16 protein-coding genes are annotated in these 20082 nt (G+C 70.6%); 7 read left to right on the top strand and 9 right to left on the bottom strand.

Annotation, left to right across the window (positions count from 1 at the left end):
* Positions 1-13: 13 nt before the first annotated feature.
* From LX15_RS00320 to LX15_RS00300, 5 genes are all read right to left on the bottom strand, one after another.
* Entirely contained in the window at positions 14-1603 is a 1590-nt protein-coding gene (locus LX15_RS00320) for an FAD-binding oxidoreductase (RefSeq protein ID WP_253667386.1), read from the bottom strand.
* 71 nt (positions 1604-1674) lie between these two features.
* Positions 1675-3408 carry an ABC transporter ATP-binding protein gene (locus LX15_RS00315; protein ID WP_253667385.1) on the bottom strand — a complete coding sequence of 578 codons (1734 nt, stop codon included), beginning with the start codon at positions 3406-3408 and terminating at the stop codon, positions 1675-1677.
* Positions 3405-5240 (bottom strand): ABC transporter ATP-binding protein, encoded by a 1836-nt coding sequence (locus LX15_RS00310; protein WP_253667384.1) that lies wholly within the window; start codon positions 5238-5240, stop codon positions 3405-3407. Before LX15_RS00310 ends, LX15_RS00315 begins: the two co-directional genes overlap by 4 nt.
* A gap of 445 nt (positions 5241-5685) precedes the next feature.
* Positions 5686-6843 carry a class I SAM-dependent methyltransferase gene (locus LX15_RS00305; RefSeq protein ID WP_253667383.1) on the bottom strand — a complete coding sequence of 386 codons (1158 nt, stop codon included), beginning with the start codon at positions 6841-6843 and terminating at the stop codon, positions 5686-5688.
* Between the two features lie 105 nt (positions 6844-6948).
* Entirely contained in the window at positions 6949-8142 is a 1194-nt protein-coding gene (locus LX15_RS00300; RefSeq protein ID WP_253667382.1) for an acyl-CoA dehydrogenase family protein, read from the bottom strand.
* Between the two features lie 431 nt (positions 8143-8573).
* Here LX15_RS00300 and LX15_RS00295 point away from each other — a divergent pair, with 431 nt between their 5' ends.
* From LX15_RS00295 to LX15_RS00275, 5 genes are all read left to right on the top strand, one after another.
* A complete protein-coding gene (locus LX15_RS00295; RefSeq protein WP_253667381.1) occupies positions 8574-9626 on the top strand; it encodes a methyltransferase in 1053 nt (350 codons plus the stop codon).
* 241 nt (positions 9627-9867) lie between these two features.
* A complete protein-coding gene (locus tag LX15_RS00290; protein WP_253667380.1) occupies positions 9868-10755 on the top strand; it encodes a DUF2268 domain-containing putative Zn-dependent protease in 888 nt (295 codons plus the stop codon).
* 943 nt (positions 10756-11698) lie between these two features.
* The gene (locus LX15_RS00285) at positions 11699-12196 is read left to right on the top strand and encodes a MerR family transcriptional regulator (protein WP_253667379.1); all 498 of its coding nucleotides are present in this window, start codon (positions 11699-11701) and stop codon (positions 12194-12196) included.
* A 717-nt stretch (positions 12197-12913) separates the two neighbouring features.
* A complete protein-coding gene (locus LX15_RS00280) occupies positions 12914-14023 on the top strand; it encodes a phenylacetate--CoA ligase family protein (RefSeq protein WP_253667378.1) in 1110 nt (369 codons plus the stop codon).
* Position 14024: 1 nt separating this feature from the next.
* Positions 14025-15404: an aldehyde dehydrogenase family protein gene (locus tag LX15_RS00275; protein ID WP_253667377.1), complete on the top strand. Its 1380-nt coding sequence runs from the start codon at positions 14025-14027 to the stop codon at positions 15402-15404.
* Between the two features lie 144 nt (positions 15405-15548).
* Here LX15_RS00275 and LX15_RS00270 read toward each other — a convergent pair whose 3' ends face one another.
* Together LX15_RS00270 and LX15_RS00265 are read right to left on the bottom strand one after the other, a co-directional pair.
* Positions 15549-16115 (bottom strand): Imm1 family immunity protein, encoded by a 567-nt coding sequence (locus tag LX15_RS00270; protein WP_253667376.1) that lies wholly within the window; start codon positions 16113-16115, stop codon positions 15549-15551.
* Positions 16091-16537, bottom strand: a complete 447-nt coding sequence (locus LX15_RS00265; RefSeq protein WP_253667375.1) for an Imm1 family immunity protein — start codon at positions 16535-16537, stop codon at positions 16091-16093. The genes LX15_RS00270 and LX15_RS00265 overlap by 25 nt, the downstream gene beginning before the upstream one ends.
* A gap of 246 nt (positions 16538-16783) precedes the next feature.
* Between LX15_RS00265 and LX15_RS00260 the strand changes: the two genes are divergently transcribed.
* Complete coding sequence (locus LX15_RS00260) at positions 16784-17503, top strand: DddA-like double-stranded DNA deaminase toxin (RefSeq protein WP_253667374.1); 720 nt, start codon at positions 16784-16786, stop codon at positions 17501-17503.
* Entirely contained in the window at positions 17500-17958 is a 459-nt protein-coding gene (locus tag LX15_RS00255) for an Imm1 family immunity protein (RefSeq protein WP_253667373.1), read from the top strand. Before LX15_RS00260 ends, LX15_RS00255 begins: the two co-directional genes overlap by 4 nt.
* A 160-nt stretch (positions 17959-18118) precedes the next feature.
* Here LX15_RS00255 and LX15_RS00250 read toward each other — a convergent pair whose 3' ends face one another.
* Together LX15_RS00250 and LX15_RS00245 are read right to left on the bottom strand one after the other, a co-directional pair.
* The gene (locus LX15_RS00250; RefSeq protein WP_253667372.1) at positions 18119-19747 is read right to left on the bottom strand and encodes a (2,3-dihydroxybenzoyl)adenylate synthase; all 1629 of its coding nucleotides are present in this window, start codon (positions 19745-19747) and stop codon (positions 18119-18121) included.
* A 12-nt stretch (positions 19748-19759) separates the two neighbouring features.
* Positions 19760-19987, bottom strand: a complete 228-nt coding sequence (locus LX15_RS00245) for an acyl carrier protein (RefSeq protein ID WP_253667371.1) — start codon at positions 19985-19987, stop codon at positions 19760-19762.
* Between the last annotated feature and the right edge of the window lie 95 nt (positions 19988-20082).

Genomic DNA, 20082 nt, shown 5'->3' with positions numbered 1-20082 from the left:
GCGCGCGTTGGTCTCAGTCCGCCGGCTGGATGGACAGCGTGTGCCGGAAGATGTTCAACGGGTCCCAGCGCTTCTTGACGCGTTGGAGACGGGGGTAGTTCTCCTTGTAGTACAGGTAGTGCCACGGAACGCCTGAGGTGTTCCACCGGGGGTCGGCGAGATCGGTGTCCGGGTAGTTGATGTAGGAGCCGTCGCTGATCTCGCCGGGGACCGGGACGCCGCCGGTGTCGGCGTACACGTCGCGGTAGAAGCGGCGGATCCAGTCGAGGTTGGTCTCGTCGTCCGCCTCGTCGGACCAGATGGCGATGTAGACCGCCTTGAGGACCGAGTCGCGCTGCGCCAGCGCGGTGGCCGCCGGGTCGACGGCGTTGACCTGCCCGCCGTAGGCCAGCAACCACAGCCGGGCGAGTTCGACCCTGGCCTGCGGGGACGTCAGGTAGTCGTAGATCGTGTCGACCTGCGCCGTCGAGAAGCCCCGGCGCAGGTAACCAGCCTTCCCCTTGTACCTGTCGTACTCGGCGCCCCGCTGCGCGTCGCCGTCGGGGACCGGCGGCATCATCGTGTAGAGCCACGGCGTGGGCTCCCCGATCTGCCGCACGCCACCGACGCCCTCCCCGATCGCGTCGAGGTAGCTCTCCAGCATCGAGCGGGCGTCGGGCAATCCCCCGTCCAGCATCGCCGCGACCACGATGTCGTCGGGGCGGTCCTCCTCCCCGCGCCCCGTGATCACGAACCGCGACGCCAGGGACGCGTAGCGGCAGCCCGGATCACTGTTCCGCTCGTGCCAGTCGGCGTGGTTGCGCATCAGGCGGTGGAACGCCTCGCGCGGCAGGTCCCGCCACGACCACGCGACCACGCCGCTGAGCAGGGACACCGGCGGTCGGGGCAACAGCGACGCCGGATCGTCGCCGGTGGCCTCCGGCGAGCGCAGCCAGTAGCGGGTGACGACGCCGAAGTTGCCGCCCCCGCCGCCGGTGTGGGCCCACCACAGGTCGTGGTGGGGGTCGGACGGGTCCCTGGTCGCCAGGACCGCGCGGACCTGGCCCGTGGCGTCGACCACCACGACCTCGACCGCGTCGAGGTAGTCGACCACGGAGCCGAGGGCGCGGGACAGGACCCCGTACCCCCCGCCCTGGATGTGGCCGCCGACGCAGACCGAGTGCCCCCAGCCGCCCGGGATCGTGACGCCCCAGGTCAGGTAGAGAACCCGGTACACCTCGCCCAGGGTGGCCCCGGACTCGACGACGAACGCCCGCCGGGCGGGATCGTGGTACACGCCGTTCATGGCGGACATGTCGATGACGACGCCGCCCGGCCGCTCGCCGACGGAGTTCTCCATGGAGTGTCCGCCGCTGCGCACCGCGATCCGCCGCCCGGCGCGGACGGCCGCGGCGACCGCCGCGACCGTCTCCTCGGTCGTCCGGACCACCTGGAAGTAGTCGGGGCGCTGGCTGAACCTCTCGTTCCTGCGCCGGAGCGCGAGGTCCTCGTACCGGGGGTCGCCGGGCCGGACCGCGCCGGGCGGGACAGCGCCGGGCGGGACAGCGACGTGGGTGGAGTCGGAGGCGTCCGTCAGCAGGTCATTCCCCAGCGATTCGACCATCAGTCGTCTCTTTCTGTCGACGTGCAGCGTCACGGCCCGGCGTCCCGGTTCTCCCTCGGCCCTCTCGCCGGCTACGTCGTCACGTGCCAGCTCCTGGCGTGCTCGTACTGGTTGTAGAGGCGGGCGAAGGTCCCGCCGGTGCGCAGCAGCTCCGTCGGGCTCCCGGTCTCGGTGACCCGCCCCGCGTCCAGGGCGACGACGTGGTCGGCGGCGGCCAGCGTCGCCGGCCGGTGCGCGATCACGATCACCGTCCGCTGGGGGTCCCTGGCCAGGTTCACGATCGCCTGGCTGACCGCGCCCTCGTTCTCCGGGTCCAGCGCCGAGGCCGCCTCGTCGATGAGCACGATGCGCGCCCGCTTGAGGAAGGCCCTGGCGATCGACACCCGCTGGCGCTCACCACCCGACAGTTGCATGCCGCCCTCGCCCACCCGGGTGTTCCAGCCGTCGGGCAGGCGCTCGACGACCTCGTCGAGCCGGGCCGCGCGCGCCGCCGCCTCCAGCTCCTCCCGGGTGGCGTCCGGGTTGGCCAGGCGGAGGTTCTCCTCGATCGTCGTGTCGAACAGGTACACGTCCTGGAACACGATGGCGATGTCCGACAGGAGAGCGGGGTGGTCGTACTCCCGCACGTCGACCCCGCCGACCCGCACGCTGCCCGAGTCCACGTCGAAGAACCGCGCCACCAGCCGGGTGACCGTGGTCTTGCCCGAGCCCGACGGCCCGACGAGCGCGGTGGTCGTCCCGGCGGGGCACCGGAACGACACGTCGGACAGCGCGGGCTTCTCCCCGTAGGAGAAGGTCACGTGGGAGAACTCGATGCTGGCCTCCTCGACCCTGCGCACCGGGTTCGGGCTGTGCGGCAGCGTCGGCGTGCGCTGGAGGTTCTCCACCCGCGTGGCCAGGTAGTCCATCGCGCCGAGACCCGAGGCGTGGTCGATGGTCCCGCCGAGGGGCTCGACGAAGCGGACGGCCAGGACGAGCAGGGCGATGGTGTCGACGGCGACCAGGCTCCCGTTGAGCAGGAACTGCACGGCGAGCACGAGCACGACCGCGTACCCGGCCATGACCACGCCGCTGTAGGACAGGTCGGGGAACAGCATCCGGCGCAGGCCCCTGCGGTACCGCTCGCGGTGGTCGTCCAGCGCCTCCCGCATGCGCGCGGTGCCCGTGGTGCCGTGGCCGGCGGCGCGGAGGACGGGCTGGGCCTGGCCGAACTCGATGGCGCGGCCCGCGACCTCGTTCGCGGCCACCTCCATGTCGTCGGAGACCGACGCGGTAGTGCGCCAGGAACGGCGCAACGCGAGCAACGCCAGCGGCACGGTGGCCAGCAACGGGATGGCGAGCCGCCAGTCGACCACGAAGGTGACCGCCACGATCGTGACGGGCACCAGCACACCGGTGAGGGCCTCGGCCCCGACGGTGACGGTCAACTGGGCGAGCACCCCGGTGACGTTGGTGACGGTGCGGACGAACTTTCCCTTGCGCTGCCCGGTGAACCAGCCCAGCGGCAGCGTGGTCACGTGGCGCATCAGGTGCTGCCGCAACTGGGACGCCAGCGCCATGTGCGCCGTGAAGGTGACCGGCATGACGATCACGCTGAGCGCTCCGTACACGAGCAGTCCGACCGCGCCGGTGACCAGCCACGGGGTGGCGGCGGCGAAGTCGGGCTCGGCGCGCAGGAGCGCGCGCAGGATCGGCACCAGCAGACCGAGCAGCAGTCCCTGGAGCACGGCCATGGCCCCGGTCAGCAGCCACACGCGCAGCAGCGGGCCGGGCTGCGGCCAGACGCGGTAGAGCTTGCCGATCATGCCGCCTCTCCGTTCTGCTGGGCGCGCCACATCCGCGCGTACAGGCCGTCGTGCGCGAGGAGCTCCTGGTGGGTGCCGATCTCGGCGAGCCGGCCGCCGTCGAGGACGGCGATCTGGTCGGCCTGGACGATGGTGTGCAGGCGGTGCGCGATCACGATCACCGTCTTGCCGGCGACCAGCCGGGAGAGGGCGTCCTGGACCGCGGCCTCGCTGTCCGGGTCCAGCGAGGCGGTGGCCTCGTCCAGCACGACGATCGGGGCGTTGGCGAGCACCGCGCGGGCGATGGTCAGCCGCTGCCGCTCGCCGCCGGACAGCCCGCCGCCGGCGGCGCCGTCGAGGAAGGTGTCGTAGCCCTGGGGGAGCCGCTCGATCACCTCGTGGATCTGCGCGGCCTCGGCCGCCGCGCGGACCTCCTCGTCGGTGGCGTCGGGCCGACCGATGCGGATGTTCTCCTTGACGGTGTCCCGCAACAGCACCACGTCCTGGAACACCAACGACATCGACGACAGCAGGCGCTTGGAGGACATCTCGCGGATGTCGACGCCGCCGACGCGGATCGCGCCGTCGGTCACGTCGTAGAACCGCGGCACCAGGCTCGCCAACGTCGACTTGCCCGCGCCGGAGGGGCCGACCAGCGCCGTGACCGTGCCCGGTTCGCACACGAAGCTGATGTCGGTGAGGGCGTTGGTGGCGCCGTCGTAGGAGAAGGACACCCTGTCGAACTCGATGCGGTGGCCGTGCGGCTCCCGCGGGCGCGCGGGCTCGGGCAGGCAGTCCCGCGTCAGCAGGCCGTGGACCCGGCCGGCCGCCATGCGCGCCATCCGCACGCCCTGGGCGCCGTGCATCATCGGGCTGAACGAGGTGGGCAGCCCGACACCGACGATCAGGAACGGCAGCAGGTCGGGCGCGCTGAGCCAGCCCGCGGCCACGAAGCCCAGCCCGGCGGCCACCACCACGGCCAGGACCATCATCTCCGAGCTGAGCACCCGGTTCACGGCCGCGCTGGTGCGGGTTCCGGCGAGCCAGTCGCGGTAGGCCTCGGCGTACTCGCTCATCGCCTCACCGAAGCGGTCCAGCAGCCGGCCCTCGGTGCCGCCGAACGCCTTGACCACGCCGATGCCGTCGACGTACTCGACCGTCGCGGTGCTGATGCGCCCCTCCGCGGCGATCAGGCGCGACATGTGGGCCGGCAAGGACCGCATGGTGATCCGGTAGACGACCATCGCCAGCACGGGCACGGCGACGGTCACCAGGGCCATCCGCCAGTCCACGAACACGAGGTAGCCGAAGCTGACCACCATCGCGGTGCCGGCGCCGACCACCGCGCCCAGCGCGTGGGCGAACAGCTCGTGCATGTCCTCCAGGTCGTCGGTCATCGCCTTCTTGACCTGACCGGAGCCGGAGGCGCGGAACCAGCCCAGCGGCACGACGCCGAGCCGGCCGACGATCCGCACGCGCAGGTGGTGCAGCATCTCCGCGTCAGCGGTGTGCCCGACGTGGGTGGAGAGCCCGAGCAGGAGCAGGCGCGCCAGCGCGCCTCCCGCTCCGACGCCCGCCCACGCCCACACCGTGCCGGCGGGGAAGTCGGGGCTGGCGAGCACGACGCGCGCGATCTCCGCCGCGGCGACGAACGGGGCGATGCCCATCGCCGCCGCCACCGCCGAGAAGACGGCGCAGGTGAGCAGGTGCGGTCGCACCGGACGCAGCATCTGTGCCACCGCGCCGATCGGCAGCATGCGCGGCGCCTCGGCGCCCGTGCCCGGTCCGGTTGGCTCCCGCTCCGGCGGTTGCTCCGGCCGGACCTCGATCGAGGTCGTCTGCGTGGTTGTCATGGCCCTTCCTCGTCCTGGTGCTCACTACCTGTCCGCAACACCGTTCAAAAATGACCGACTGACAGTCATATTAGGCGAGGCTAGCCTGCCCACAACACGGCTGACGATCAGGGGGGACCAGAGGGAGAGGAGACGGCGCCGGTTCTTTCCGTTGTCCCAGGCCAACTTCCTTCCGCCCCGCTCGCGATCCCGGCGCGGGCACGACGCGACGGGAACGGAGGCCGGCCGGAGGGCGGCCGGAGGGCGGGCGGAGGACAGCGAGAGCGGAGGGCGCGGAAGAACGGCCCGCCCCAGGCGGGACGAGTCGGCGCGGCCCCCGGCGGCCGACGGGCGGGCGCCTGGTCCGCCCGGTCGCGACTCTCGGCGACGGGGATCCCCGTCGCCCGCCGGCGCCAGGCGGACCAGGCAGCGGAACTGGTGGGTCGACGCAGGAGGATCTCCCCGTCTACACCGGTTCGCGCGGCACCCACTCCGGCGACACGTCCTTCGCGTTGAGCCCCTTCTCGATGAAGGCGATGTTGCGGTAGCAGTGGACTCCCGACACGTACTTCTCCGTGATCGAGGGCGCGTGCTCCCGCATGTCCCGGTACTCCGGGAAGTTCAGCCCGTCCAGGAGTTCCTTCACGCGCTCCACCGAGGTCCTGGCGGTCCCCTCCCCCGGCGCGGCGCCGCCGAACCCCGGCCAGTAGGACGTGTGCATGTCCTCGATGACATACAGGCCGCCCTCGCGCACGTAGGGGAAGAGCGCGTCGAAGGACGTCAGCACGTGCTCGTTGATGTGGCTGCCGTCGTCGATGACGATGTCGAACGGCCCGATGCTCTCGGCCAGCTCCCGCAGGAAGTCCGCGTCGCCCTGGTCCCCCCGGATCGTGCGCAGCCGAGGACCCCTGATCGCGGACTTGTCGTGGATGTCGAGGCCGTAGACCAGACCGCGCCGGAAGTAGCGCTGCCACATCCGCAGGGACGCCCCGCCCGCGTTCGGGTCGTCGTAACCGCCGATCCCGATCTCCAGCACCTTCACCGGCTCGTCGGCCAGGTGCCGGAAGTGCTGCGCGTAGTGCGGGGTGAACCAGTGGAGGAAACCCCACTTGTCCGACCCGTACCTGACGGCGAGGTCGTCGAGGTTGGCCGGCTCCGGCGAGAAGCAGGCGAGGACGGACTGGATGGCCTCGGCGTAGGGGACCTGGGCCTTGAACATCAGGTAGCTGTCCTCGCGCGGGTCCCTGCCCGGCGGGCGCAGCAGGGACTCGACCTGCCTGGTCGTGCGGCTGGGCCGGGACGCGGGGCCGTACAGCGCGGTGAGCAGGTCGACGACCTCGAACCTGATCAGCGCGCCGGGCTCGCCGTGGCGACCGGGCGTCACGTCGATCGCGCCGTCGGCGAACGAGATCGTGTGCTCGACCGACTCGTCGCCGCGGTAGACCTCGAAGAGCAGCGCGAGCGACACGCCCTTCGGCGGCGCGCACCGGCTGACGAGTTCCTCCACGATCAGTGTCGCCGCGCCGCTCAGGGTGATGTCGTCGATCAGGTTCCCGAGGGCGTCCGGCGTTCCCGCCGCTCGTAACAGGGACGCCGTCGTGCTGTCCTGTGGGTCTGCCACCATGGGATCTCCCGAGTCTCTCCGGCGCGAACGCCTCGACGCCCGCGACCTTGTGACCGTCTGTGGTGATGTCTCACCGCGTGGTGGGACGGGAAGCGGCCGAGCACCTCACCGCACGGGGTGCTCGTTCAGGTCGAAGTTCCACGGCAGGCCGAGCGCCCAGCGCCCGAGCAACTGGCGGGTGACGAAGCTGGTCGGCGGGTGGTACCGGGCCGCGTGGACGTCCCTGAGCAGACGCGAGGCCGTGCCCTTCGCCGAGTACGACCCGACGCCGACCAGCTCGGTGGTCAGTTCGACGGCGCGGATCGCCTGCGTCGCGGCCTGGAGCTTCAGCGCGAGCATGGCGGGGAGCAGGCTGCGGGAGTCGGCCTCGTGCTCGCCCAGCTTGCGGGCCAGACCCGCGCACGCCGCGTCCATCGGCAGCAGCGCGGTCATGATCTCGCCGAGCGCGGACTGGAACGACGGCAACTCGGCGCGCGTGGCGTCGAGGTGGTTGATCCGGGCGCGGGAGAGCGCGGCGCGCGCCTGGTCCACGGCGGCGGCGGCGACACCCAGGTAGCAGGCGGTGGCCGTGACGCAGAACCAGCCCGTCCCCGCCGCGAAGACGTCGTCGGCGGTGGAGCCGGGAGCGCCGCGGTGGATGACCAGGTCGTCGGGGACCGGGCAGTCGGTCAGCCGGATGGTGTCCGACTCGGAGGCCCGCATGCCCAGGGTGTTCCAGGTGCGCTCCACCCTGACCCCGTCGGTCTTGGTCGGGATCAGGGCGACCAGCAGGCTCTCGGGGCCGCCGGCCTCGTCGATCATCTGGAGACAGAGCAGGTCGCTGCGCTCGGCCAGCGAACAGGGCACCTTGATGCCGTTGGTCACCCAGTTGTCGCCCTCCCGGCGGGCGGTGCAGTTGGACCGGGTCAGGCTGCCGCCGAGACCGGGCTCCGCGAACGCGGAGACGACGATCTGGCCCTCCTTGGCGATGGTCTCCAGTAACGCCGAGGAATCGTCACGGTGACGCAGCCAGTGCTCCACCATGAATCCCATGGAGAACAGGTGCATGTTCACCGCGACCGACAGCCCGGGGTCGGCCGCGCCGATCCGGCGTTGCACCGCGCAGCACTCGACGAGCGAGGCGCCGGCGCCGCCGAACTCCCGGGGCACGGGAAGACCGTAGTACCCGCATTCCCGCAGCGCCTCGATGCTGCGGTCGGACAGGCGACCGTTGCGGTCGTTCTCCTCCGCCAGGCCGGCCAGCTCCTGGACGACCTTCTCGGGAACGAGATGGTCGGTGTTCGGCCAGATCGCTTCCATACCACGCTGGTACTCGTATGCTTCGTCCACGTCGAGCTATTCAGCTCCCGAGGGAATAAACTGTCAAGACACCCGAACGGAGGCGTTCTAGGCCGGTGGTCGTAGAACCAGGGCGTCAATCTCGCTGACCAGGGGACGACAAACGGAGTGCTCAGCGGGGCGACGACGTGACCAGTCCCGGCCGACGCGCGGGGCGACTTTGTTTCCCGATTCTGTCGAACCCCGCCGGAACGGGAACCGCCTCACCCACGCGCCGGGAGAACAACCCCGGGGAAGACTGGCCCGATGACCGGACGTGCCCCTAGACTTCCACGGCGTGGAGGCCGCCGGGAGGAACCAGCGAATTCGCGCTGACCACGACAAGCACGTCATCCCGTCCTGAACCGCCCGCGCTCTCCCTTTTTCCTGCGGAAAATCCGAAAGGAATGTCGATGACGGAACAGAGCGCCGCGCAGATCGAGGCGCGTCGGACGATCATGCGCACGTTGTTCGGGACGATGGTCACGCAGGCGGTGGGCGTGGCCGCGCGATGGGAACTCGCCGACGCCATCGGGGACGGCGAGGCCGCCGCGGCCGATCTGGCCAGGGTCTACGACATTCCCGAGGAACGACTGAACCGGCTGCTGCGCGTCCTCGCCTGTCTGGGCCTGTGCGTCGAGCGCACCCCCGGCAGGTACGCGCTCACCGAGGCGGGCTACCTGCTGCGCAAGGACAACCCGAACTCCCTGCTCGACCTGACACGACTGCTCACCCACCAGACGATGCAGGAGGCGTGGCTGCACCTGGAGACCAGCATGCGCACCGGCCGCCCGGCCTTCGACGACGTCTTCGGGACGCCGGTGTTCACCTACCTCGGTGAGCGGCCGGAGCTGTCGGCGTTGTTCAACTCGGCGATGAGCCAGCGGACCAAGGGCGACGGGGTCGCCGCGACCCTGCCCCAGCGCTACGACTTCGGTCGCTTCTCCCGCGTGACCGACGTCGGCGGCGGCGACGGCACCCTGCTCACGACGATCCTGAAGCACCACCCCTCCCTCAGGGGCGTCGTGTTCGACACCCCCGAGGGCGTGGCCCAGGCCAGCAAGACGGTGGAGGCCGCCGAGCTGACCGACCGGTGCGAGATCGCGGCGGGCGACTTCTTCGAGGCCGTCCCCGGCGGGTCCGACCTCCTCCTGATCAAGAGCGTCCTGCACAACTGGGACGACGAGCGGTCGACGACGATCCTGCGGCACTGCCGGGCGGCGATGCCCGACGACGGCCGTCTCCTGATCATCGAGCCGGTGCTGCCCGACACGGTGGACCCGGGCGGGGCCGCGTTCGAGGACCCCTACCTGAGCGACCTCAACATGATGGTGCTCATCGGGGGCAGGGAGCGGACCCGGGGCGACTTCGAGCGGATCTGCGCCGGGGCCGGGCTCGCCGTCACCGACCTGATCGAGTTGCCGGCGCACGTGGACTTCGCCGTGGTCGAGGCCAAGCCCGTGTGACCGGCCGGCGGGGGCGCGCGTGACGACTCCTCGGAGCGCGCGTCCCCGCCCCGCGCCCGGCCCGCGCTCCACTGTGGACGCAACACTGTGGACGCGACACTGTAGACGCGACACTGTGGACGCGACACTGTGGACGCGACATCGGGCGCCCGTGGCGCGTCGAGGGAGTGACGGGCGCCACCGGCGGCGGCGCCGGCACGACTTGAACCTCACGTGACGTGAGGTCCTACCGTCCCGGGACATGAAGATCGTCGTTCACGACACCGCCACCGCCATGCTCGACCTCCTGGACCGACCCGTGGAGGAGCGGCCCGAGGCGTTGCGGGAGATGTACCGCCCACTCGAGGACGTGTTGTCCGCCGTGGGGATGTCGGACATGGTCCGGATGCACCAGATGGGCAGCGGCTTCCCCCTCGACCGGGACGACCCGCGTCTGCGGGACGCCATCCACCAGATGCGGGACGCGCGGGTGTGGGAGCGGATCGAGGGCTCGCTCACCGCCGCGTGGCAGCGGATCAGCGAGGCGGCCCCCGACATCAGGCACGCCGACACGGTGCACGTCGTCCTGGCGCTCGGCGACCCCGACGACCACCACCTGACGGTCCGCAGCGCCGGCTACTTCGGGATGGGCGGCATCCCTGGCGCGATCCACCTCCTGATGTGGCCCACCGAGACGAGCATGACGAAGATCGAGTACGCCGCCGCGCACGAGTTTCACCACAACGTGCGGTACGCGAACGTCGTGTGGAACCCGATGACGGTGACCGTCGGCGAGCACGTCGTCGCCGAGGGACTGGCCGAGGCGTTCGTCAGGGAGCTGGCCGGCGAGCAGGCCATGGGCCCGTGGGCGACGGCGCTGACCGGCGCCGAGCTGGACCGCGCCCACGAGAAGATCACCGCCAACATCGACGTCGCCGGGATGCAGAACCTGACCGCCTACGTCCTGGGCGACGCCACCGCGGAGCTGATGGGGCAGCCGACGGCGGGGCTGCCGGACTTCGCCGGGTACCCGGTCGGCCTGCGGATCGTGGACGCCCACCTGGCGGCCACCGGGATGACCGCCGCCGCGAGCACCGGGCTGTCGGCGCGCGAGATCCTCGCCAACGCGGGCGTGCCGACCAAGGCGTGATCCCGCGTGGCGGCGGTCGCGCCCGACGAGGTGGCGTCGGGCGCGACCGGCGCCGGGGCACGCTCCGACGATTCCGATGATTCCGGCGATTCCGATGATTCCGGCGAACAGAGGATTTGTCAGACGTGGGGCGACCGGCGGAAGTCCGTTCGGCGGTACCGGTTGGTTTCCGAACGGAGCCAGGAGGTCGGAACAGGCCACGAGAGCCCGACGCCACAAATCTTCCACCGCGGACCGAGCCGATCGGGAAGACGTCCGTGTGAATGCCGATCCCGACGCCTCCTCCCGCGCCCCACACCGCCCGCCCGGACCGTGATCTGTTGACAGAACCAGGAGAGACTGTCGGAGACCTGGCTGATCCCCTGGTCCGGTCGGGGGGTCCGGAGATGTTATTCCGGGCACGAACCGGGGGATTCTGGTGCAATCGCCCCCTGGTCCGACCGGCGCAGCGGCGGATGCTCGGTTCGGCGAGCGCCGCTTCTCCCCGCGCGCCACGGCGACCGTGACAGGTCGTCGGGGCGCGCGCCGTCGGGGAGGCGGGCCCTGTCCGGCGGGGTACCGCGTCGCCGCAGGTCAGGAGCTGTTTGGTCCGACAGTGTGGGTCGTGGGTGGCATCCCGTGCCCCATCTGGATCACCCGAGCCCGGCACTACGACGGACAGCGCCGGCGAGGGGACGCCGTCCGGGTGAATCCCGGGCCGCCCGACCCTCGTCGCGCGCGGCTCCGGTCACTGGTCGCCCCGCTGACGGCTCGGGCATGATGATCACATGGATCTTGCTGCGCATCGAATCACCGCCGGTATTCCTGCGGGCAGGAACAGCGGGATATCCGGGGGCCCCACGCACACGACACGCCGCGACGGCGGTCACGGGAGAAAACAGGAGAAAACCCCGCCGCACCCGGGGCGAACGGGTCGCTGTCGGCCGACATCCACCGGAATCCGATGAACGCTCGCGAGGCGGACCGGGGAATTCAGCTCGACATCGGGGAGCTGGCCGAACTGGCCAGGGTCCAACCGTCGGCCCTGCGGTTCTACGAACGGCAGGGGCTGCTGCGGCCGAGCGGCAGGGCCGGTGGCAGGAGGATCTTCGACGAGGACGGCCTGCGCCAACTGGCCGCCATCGACTTCTGGCGCGAGGCCGGGTTCACGATCGAGGAGATCGCCGGCCTCGTCGGCGATCCGACCGCCAGCATGGACGAGGCCAAGCGGGTGGCGGCCTCCCGGCTGGCCGAACTCGACCAGATCATCGAACGGGCGACGCAGGCCAAGCGGAGCCTCACCCACATCCTGAGCTGCGCGCACCCCACGCTGGCCGAGTGCCCCTACTACCGGGAGCACCTGGAGGAACGGGTCAACAAGATCATCAGTGGCGGGTACCAGCGGGACCACCAGACGCCACTCCAGCAACTGCGGCGCGCCAAGGGGTCCAGCGCGAGCTAGGGTGCGCCGACGAACGGGTCTCCACCCGCACGTCGTCGTCGGATGCGACCGGGCGACCGCCCTGGGCCGGTCGGGCGGGTGCACCGGCGGCGCCCCGTGGACGGGACAGGATGCCGGGGCGGGACTGGACACAGTGGACTCATAGTGGACACAGTGGACGGTCGGAGCGGGACGGTAGAAATCAGGGCGGTAGAAACGGGGCGGTGGGAGCGGAGTCGTCGGAGGAGGCGGCTGGCGCGTCGCGGCCAGTCCCCCTCCGGCCGCTCCGCGCGATCAACAGCGTCGCCCGAGTCAGTGCCGCCGTCGAGAACCGCGCCCTCGGTGCCAGCCAGCGCCCGTCGGCGCCGGTCGGCGGGAACAGCGCTGTCCGTGGGATCGCGGTGGTCGCGCTGTCGGCGCCAGGGCCGTTCGCCCACGCCCACGTCGATCCGGCGAGGTCGAACCAGCGCGAGAATTCCGCGTTCCTCCGCCATTCCCGGGAGGAACCTAACATGGCGCGCAAGAGCCGCCAGGTTCGTGTCAGGCGCGCGTCTAACTCCATGGTTGTAGGACCGCCGCCCGGTTGTGGGCACTTGTGTCGTTCCGCCCCGCGCGGCAGTGAAACCTTTGGACAGGATGGGGTCGTCCGCACTGCCTTTTCTGATCACGGAGGGCCATCCTGGGACCCGGTCGCCCGCGTGGCGTTCCAGCCGATCACCGAAGCCGAGGAGTGAGGCCATGACCGAACGTGCCGCATCCGCCCTGGACCTGGACTGGGACAGCCCACCCGACGCGGATGACCTCGTGCGGGAGGCCGTCGAGTGGCACTTCAACCCCAAGACGGGCTCGGAGTTCTGGCTGGAGCGGGCCAAGAAGCTCGACTTCGACCCGCGCAAGGACGTCAGGACCGTCGCCGACCTGACGCTGTTCCCGAACATCGTCGACGAACTCAGGGACATCCGGCTGGAGACCCTGATCCCCAAGGGATACGCCTCGCTCAAGCGGTTCAGCGAGCGCCCCGTGGTGGGTGAGAGCGGCGGGACCACCGGCGAGCCCAAGCGCGTGTTCGCCCTGCCCGACGTGATCAACCACGCGTGGGACTGGTACCACCGCAGGCTGGAGGACCACGGGATCACCAAGGGCCCGAACTGGCTCGGGGTGGTGCCGACCGGGCCGCACATGGTCGGCAAGCTGGCGCGGGACACCGCCGCGTCGTTCGACGCGATCTTCTTCACCGTCGACCTCGACCCGCGCTGGGCCAAGCGGCTGGTGGCCAGGGGCGCGGTCGACGAGCTGAAGGCCTACGTCAACCACCTGCTCGACCAGATCGAGTGGATCCTGCGCAGCCAGGACATCGGCGTCCTCGCGATCACTCCCCCGCTGCTGGAGGCCGCCTGCCAGCGCGAGTCCCTGGTGGAGCTGATCAACGCGAAGGTCCGCACGCTCACCTGGAGCGGCGCCTCGATGGACGAGGACACCCGCCACCTGCTGCGCACCGAGGTGTTCCCCGACGTCAACATCGTCGGCATCTACGGGAGCACGATGATCTTCTGTGCGATCCCGGAGCGCAGGGGGACGTCCCTGGAGGAGCCGGCGATCTTCGACCCGCCCTCGCCGTTCTCCATGTTCTCCGTGATCGACCCGGACACCAAGGAGAGCGTGCCCTACGGCGAGCGCGGGCAGCTCGTCTGCCACCACATCACCAGGAACCTGTTCCTGCCGAACAACCTGGAGCGGGACACCGCCGTCCGGCACAAGCACGCGCTCGGCCTGGCCGGCGACGCGCTGTCCGAGGTCAAGCCGGTGAAGGCGTTCGGCGACAAGGCCGTGATCGAGGGAGTGTACTGAGATGACCGCCTCCGCTCCGGCCCGGCTGGACGCGCTCGGCGCCAGCGGGCCGTACCGGAGCCGCAACCTGGAGCAGGTGCACGACGTCACCGGCGGCCTCGTGGCCGAGCTGAGCCTGGTGCCCTGGCTGTACGCGCAGCGCACGCTGCGGGCGCTGCGCGCGGCCGCGCCGCCGGACCCGGCCCGGCGGGAGGAGATGCTCGTCGAGGCGGGACGGCTGTTCGCGACGGGCACGGTGGACGGCGTCGACGCCGAGACCTTCCACCGGACCGTCGCCGCGGTGTCTGGCATGCCGATCACCGCCGTGCGGGAGGCGACCCAGCGGGTCGGCGACTACGCGGCGAAGGCCTGCGCCAGCGTGCAGATGGCCCGGCCGGCCGGAGCGGTGACGGACTGGCGCGACCCGCGCGCCCGGCACGGCTGTGGCGTGTGGACCCGACGCGGCGAGGTGTTCGTGGTCCACGCGCCGGCCAACACGCCCGCGGTGCACTCGGCGTGGCTGGACGCGCTCGCCCTCGGCTACCGGGTCGCGATCCGGCCCTCGCGGCGGGAGCCCTTCACCCCGCACCGTCTGGTGTGCGCGTTGCGCCAGGCCGGTTTCGCCGACGACCAGGTCGCGCTGCTGCCCACCGACCACGAGACGGCCGACCGGCTGATCGCGGAGGCCGACGTGGCCATCGCGTTCGGCGCCGACGACGTGGTGCGGAAGTACCAGTCCAGCACGCTCGTCCTGCCCCAGGGGCCGGGGCGGTCGAAGATCCTGCTCACCGAGGGGGTCGACGTCGCCCGGCACCTGGACACCCTCGTCGAGTCGGTCGCCGGCCACGCCGGGACGGGCTGCATCAACGCGACGGCGGTGTTCGTCGAGGGCGATCCCCGGCCGGTCGCCGAGGCCATCGCCGAGCGGCTGGGGGCGCTGCCCTCACTGCCGCCGCTCGACGAGCGCGCCCGCCTCCCGGTCAGCGAGGTCGCCTCGGCCAAGCGGATCGACGACTACCTCCAGTCGAAGGTCGACGACGCGATCCCGCTGCTGGGCGGGGGCACGGTGGTGGACGAGCTGGGCGACGGCTCGGCCGTCCTGCGCCCCGCGGTGTTCCTGCTCGACAGGGCCGACGCGCCGCAGGCGCGGATCGAGCTGGGCTTCCCGTGCGTGTGGGTGGCCCCGTGGTCGCGGGCCGACGGCGTGGCGCCGCTGCGGGACACCCTGACGCTCACCGTCGTCGGCGGGGACGACACGTTGATCACGGAGCTGGTCGAGGACCCCACCATCAGCAAGGTGTACGTCGGCGACCACGCGACCACGTGGACGCGGCCCGGCCTCCCGCACGAGGGCTACCTCGGCGACTTCCTGATGCACAGCAAGGCCGTCATCGTCGGCTGAACCACCGCGACGACCACGAGGACCCGCTCCCGCCGGGGGGCGGGTCCTCGTGCTCTCACACAGGGTTCTCTCACAACCAGCACGGGTGCTTCGTGCACCTCCGCCCGGCGAGGTCACCTTGCTGGGCTCGCGGACCCGTTCCGATCACCACCCGTCGGCCGGCTGCCACGCCACACACATCGGCCGCCGACCTCCTGAACGACGGAACTCCAGCACCGCCTCACGCACCTTGGGCAAGGGAATGGCCGCGCTGGCGGGGAACTCCAGCGCCGAATGCCGATCCTGGTACAGAACCGGGGCGCCCACGATGGGCGGAGCGGACAACGACATCGACGGGACATCGAAGTCAGGACCGAAGTACCCCAACGCACCCACCCCCGCCGCCACATCGAAGTCGAACTTCAGGCCGTGGTCGGGCACCCCCGCCACACCGAACCGCGGCCGCTCCACCACATACAGAGTCGGGTTGTCCAGCACGCCCCCAGCTTCGAGCAACCGCTCGAACAGATGGGACAACTGCTCGTCGGTTCGTGCGGCCTCACTGAAGCCACCCCGGCGCGCCTGGAGGTGGAAGTGCGCGCTGTAGTTCGTCATGAAAGGCCGTCTTTCATGGTCAGAGTCCGAGAACTCGGGCTGCCGTGAAGGAACCCGGAACCGGCCGGTTTCCGACGAATGCACTTCGCGGTTCACCACCCGTCGGCCGGCTGCCACGCCACACACGTCGGTCGCAGCCCACCCAACTCGTGGAACTCGTGCACGGCGGCTCGAAGCTGGTCGAGGGTGATGGCCGCGCTGGCGGGAAACGGGGTGGCGGAGTCGATGTCCTTGTACAGGACGGGTGCTTCCAACGGCGGATCACTCAGCGTCATCGAGGGACCGTCGAACTGCGGGCCAACGTACGCCAGTGCCGCGACGCCGTGGTCCCGGTTGATGTCGAACTTCAGACCATGGTCCGGGAACTCGGCCGGTCCGAACGTGGGGCGTTCCAGTACGAACACCGTGGGGTTGTGGCTGAACGTCGGCGCGGCGGCGATGATGCGATCCAACGCCTCGTCCACTTCCCCCGTGGTGCGGGCGGTGATCGTGGCGCGGTCCGTCGTCGCTTGTAGACCGAACTCCAGGGTGTAGCTCACCCTTGTTCCCTTCCCTTGTAGACGTGTGTGCCAGTGATGTCATGGATGACCAGAGTCTGCCCAGGGGAGAGCACACGTACGGAAGTAGGCGGTGGCAGCCGAACCGCTCCTTGTCGACCTCGTTGTTGATCGCCAGCTCTACCTGGATGGACCCGCCCCGGCTGGGGGGCGGGTCCCTGCGCTGTCCGAGTGATCTTGTACTGAATTCGGCCCACTCACCCCGATCGCCTCAGGATGCTCGGTGTCGTGTCCACCATCGGGGAGGTCGCCGCCGCCGTCCGGGCCATCGCCGAACGGCTTCCGCACCAGGAGATCGCCACTGCGACGGAAGCCCTACAGGAATGCCAATCCGTGTTCGCGGCCGCAACCGAGGGAAGCTGGGCCGAGGAGCCCGCTCAGGTCGCGGCTTGGCTTGCCTCCGCCCTCGAACAGATCACGCAGGTTGCACAGCTCCTGACGGAGCTGCGGGAGATGCTCAGTCACGTCGCCGACCGTCTGACGAACTCAGCATCGGCGCCGAGCCCTGCGCCTTCGTCTCCAACCCGGCCTCCGCGCTCGCCAGTGGATCGAGACTGGGGACAGCGCACTCGTATGCGACTACCCAAGCGCCCCGGTGGCAAGGGGCCAACGCTCGGAATCTACGTTGACGATGACGGGATTGAGCACACGGTGCGCAGCGGTGTGGAGGAAGACGGACTCGACAAGGACTTGGCACGCTACATGTGGGAGCGGCGGCTTGTCCCGGCCTGGATGACCAACCCGGGGGCTGCCCAGCATGTAGAGATGAAGGTTGCCTATCGGATGCGGGAAAGTGGCACGCGTTGCGTCGAGCTGGCGATCAACAACCGAGTCGATCCCGAGACCTGGGGGTGTGATCGATTACTCCCCGCGGTCCTGCGCCGCGGGCAGATGCTGATCATCCATGATGTGGAAGGCACGAAGATCTACAGGGGTCGGAGCGAATGACGACGAACTACACCGCGCACATCTTTGCCCAAGCCTGCAACGGGGACATCGAGGGTGACGCACGATCTGATGATCACCTGGGCCGGCTGTTCGATCAGATACTCGAAGCCGAGGTCCACGGCTTCTGGCACAACCCTTCCGTCTACATCGTCGAGCGGCCACGCTTCGGTGTCGCGGAGGTGCCCGACCACGGTCTGAAGTTCGACCTCGACGTGACGGCGGGGGTGGGCGCGCTGGGCTACTTCGGTCCCGACTTCGACGCCCCATCGATGTCGTTGTCCACCCCGCCCATTCCGGGCGCCCCGGTTCTGTACCAGGACCGGCACTCGGCACTGGAGTTCCCCGCCAACGCGGCCATCCCCTTGGCGAAGGTGCGCGAGGCCGTGTTGGAGTTCCGCCGCTCCGGCGGAAGGCGGCCCACCTGTGTGGAGTGGCAGCCGGCCGACGGGTGGTGATCGGATCGGGTCCGCGAGCCCAGCAAGGCGACCTCGCCGGGCGGAGGCGCACGAAGCACCCGTGCTGGCTGTGAGAGAACCCTGTGAGAACGCAAGGACCCGCCCCGTGTGAGGGGCGGGTCCCTGCGCGACGTGTGGTTTGGCGGCGGGTCAGGACGAGTCAGGAGGACGCGGCGAGGGTGGCGCGCAGCGCCTTCTTGTCGACCTTGCCGATGCCGAGGTACGGCAGCGACTCGACGACCTCCAGCCGCTCGGGCAGCTTGAACCGGGCCAGGCCCCGGTCCTGGAGGAAGCGGCGGATCTCCTTCAGCCCCGGGGCGGTCGCTCCCTCGTGGCACACGACGTAGAGGCACACGATCTCGCCGAGGCGCGCGTGCGGGGCGCCGAGGGCGGCGGCGGCCGCGACGGCGGGGTGCTCGGCGGCGAGCAGCTCCAGCTCGGTGGCCGGGATCTTCTCGCCACCGCGGTTGATGACGTCGCGGGTGCGGCCCTCCACGATGATCGAGCCCGACTCGTGCAGGCGGACCAGGTCCCCGGTGCGGTAGAACCCGTCCTCGGTGAAGTTCTTCGCGTTGGCCTCGGCGTCGGCGTAGTAGCCGGCGACGGTGTACGGCCCCCTGGTGAGCAGCTCCCCCACCTCGCCGGGTGCGACCGGTGCGCCGGTCTCGTCGACGACCAGGATCTCGTCGGCCGGTGAGACCGGCCGGCCCTGGGTGTCGAAGGCGACGTCGTCCGGGTCGTCGAGCGCGGTGTAGTTGAGCAGGCCCTCGCTCATCCCGTAGCACTGCTGGACCCGACAGCCCAGCGCCTCGGGCACCTTCTCGACCTGGCCCCGGCGCGGACGGGCCCCGCCGACCTGGATCACGCGCAGGCTGGACAGGTCGTGCTCGGTGTCCTCGGCGGCGGCGGCCCACCGCTCGGCCAGCGCGGGCACCAGGGTGCAGTGGGTGACCCGCTCCCGCTCGACCAGCTCGAACGCGGCCTCCGGCTCGGTGGAGGGGCCGAGGACGACCCGCCCGCCGGCGCCGAGCGTGCCGAGGATGCCGGGACAGCCGAGCACGAACCCGTGGGTCGCCGGCATCACCGCGAGGTACACCGTGTCCTGGTCGACGCCGGCGACCTCCGGGGTCACCCTGAGCTGGTAGTCGTAGGCCTCCTGCAACCGGGGGATCACCTTGGGCGGCCCGGTGGTGCCGTTGGACAGCAGGCACAGCGCGGGGTCGTCGAGTCGCGCCCTCTCCGGCTCGGGAAGGGACTCGCCCGGCGCGGGCGGCGCGCACAGGGCGCCGAGACCCACCGCGTCCCCATCGTCCACATCGGACACCAGCAGGGAGCGCACGCAGGGGTGGGCCTCGCGCAGGCGACGGGCCATCGCGTAGTGGTCGAAGCGGGCCAGCTTCTCCGGGACCGCCAGGGCGACCGGCTGGGTGATCCGCACGATGTGGTCCAGCTCGTAGTCCCGCAACGCGGTCGGCGTCATGATCGGCGGCGCGCCGATGCTGGACAGCGCGAGCGTCAACACGACCAGTTCCAGGTCGTTCGGCAGTTGGACGACCACGGGGTCACCCCGGCGGATCCCCAGTGCCGCCAACCGGCTCGCCGCGGCGCGCACCGAGGCGGCCAGCTCGCCGTGGGTGAGCCGACGCGTCCCGGCGACCAGGGCCACCGCGTCGGGACGGGTCGCGGCGTGCGCCAGCACGGTCTCGTCGACCCGCTCAGGACCCCACAGACCCTCGGCGCGGTACCGCCGTGCCCGTCGCTCGTCGATTCTGCTCAGCGTCTCCCGCACCGGGGTCTCCCTTCACGCCTGCCGCGTCCGGGCGTCCTGGATCATGGCGGCCAGCTCGGCGATGGTGTAGTCGTGCTTGTCCCACAGGTCGATCGTGAGGCCGAACCGGCGTTGGAGTTCTTTCTCCAGATCGACAGTTTCGGTGGAATCGAGCGCGAGATCGGACCGCAACCGGTGTTCCGGGGCGATCACGTCTTCTTCGACACCGATGTCCAGCAGGATTTCGCGCAGTTCGCCCATGAAACGACGGTATCCCGGAACGCGGCCCGGTCCAGTGCATCCCTGGTGCTAGTCCTGCAACCCGCGTACCGGGTCGTACAACCGCTACCACCCAT

It is taken from the genome of Streptoalloteichus tenebrarius, from assembly GCF_024171885.1.
Lineage (GTDB): Bacteria > Actinomycetota > Actinomycetes > Mycobacteriales > Pseudonocardiaceae > Streptoalloteichus > Streptoalloteichus tenebrarius.
This window is presented reverse-complemented; position numbering and strand designations above follow the sequence as displayed.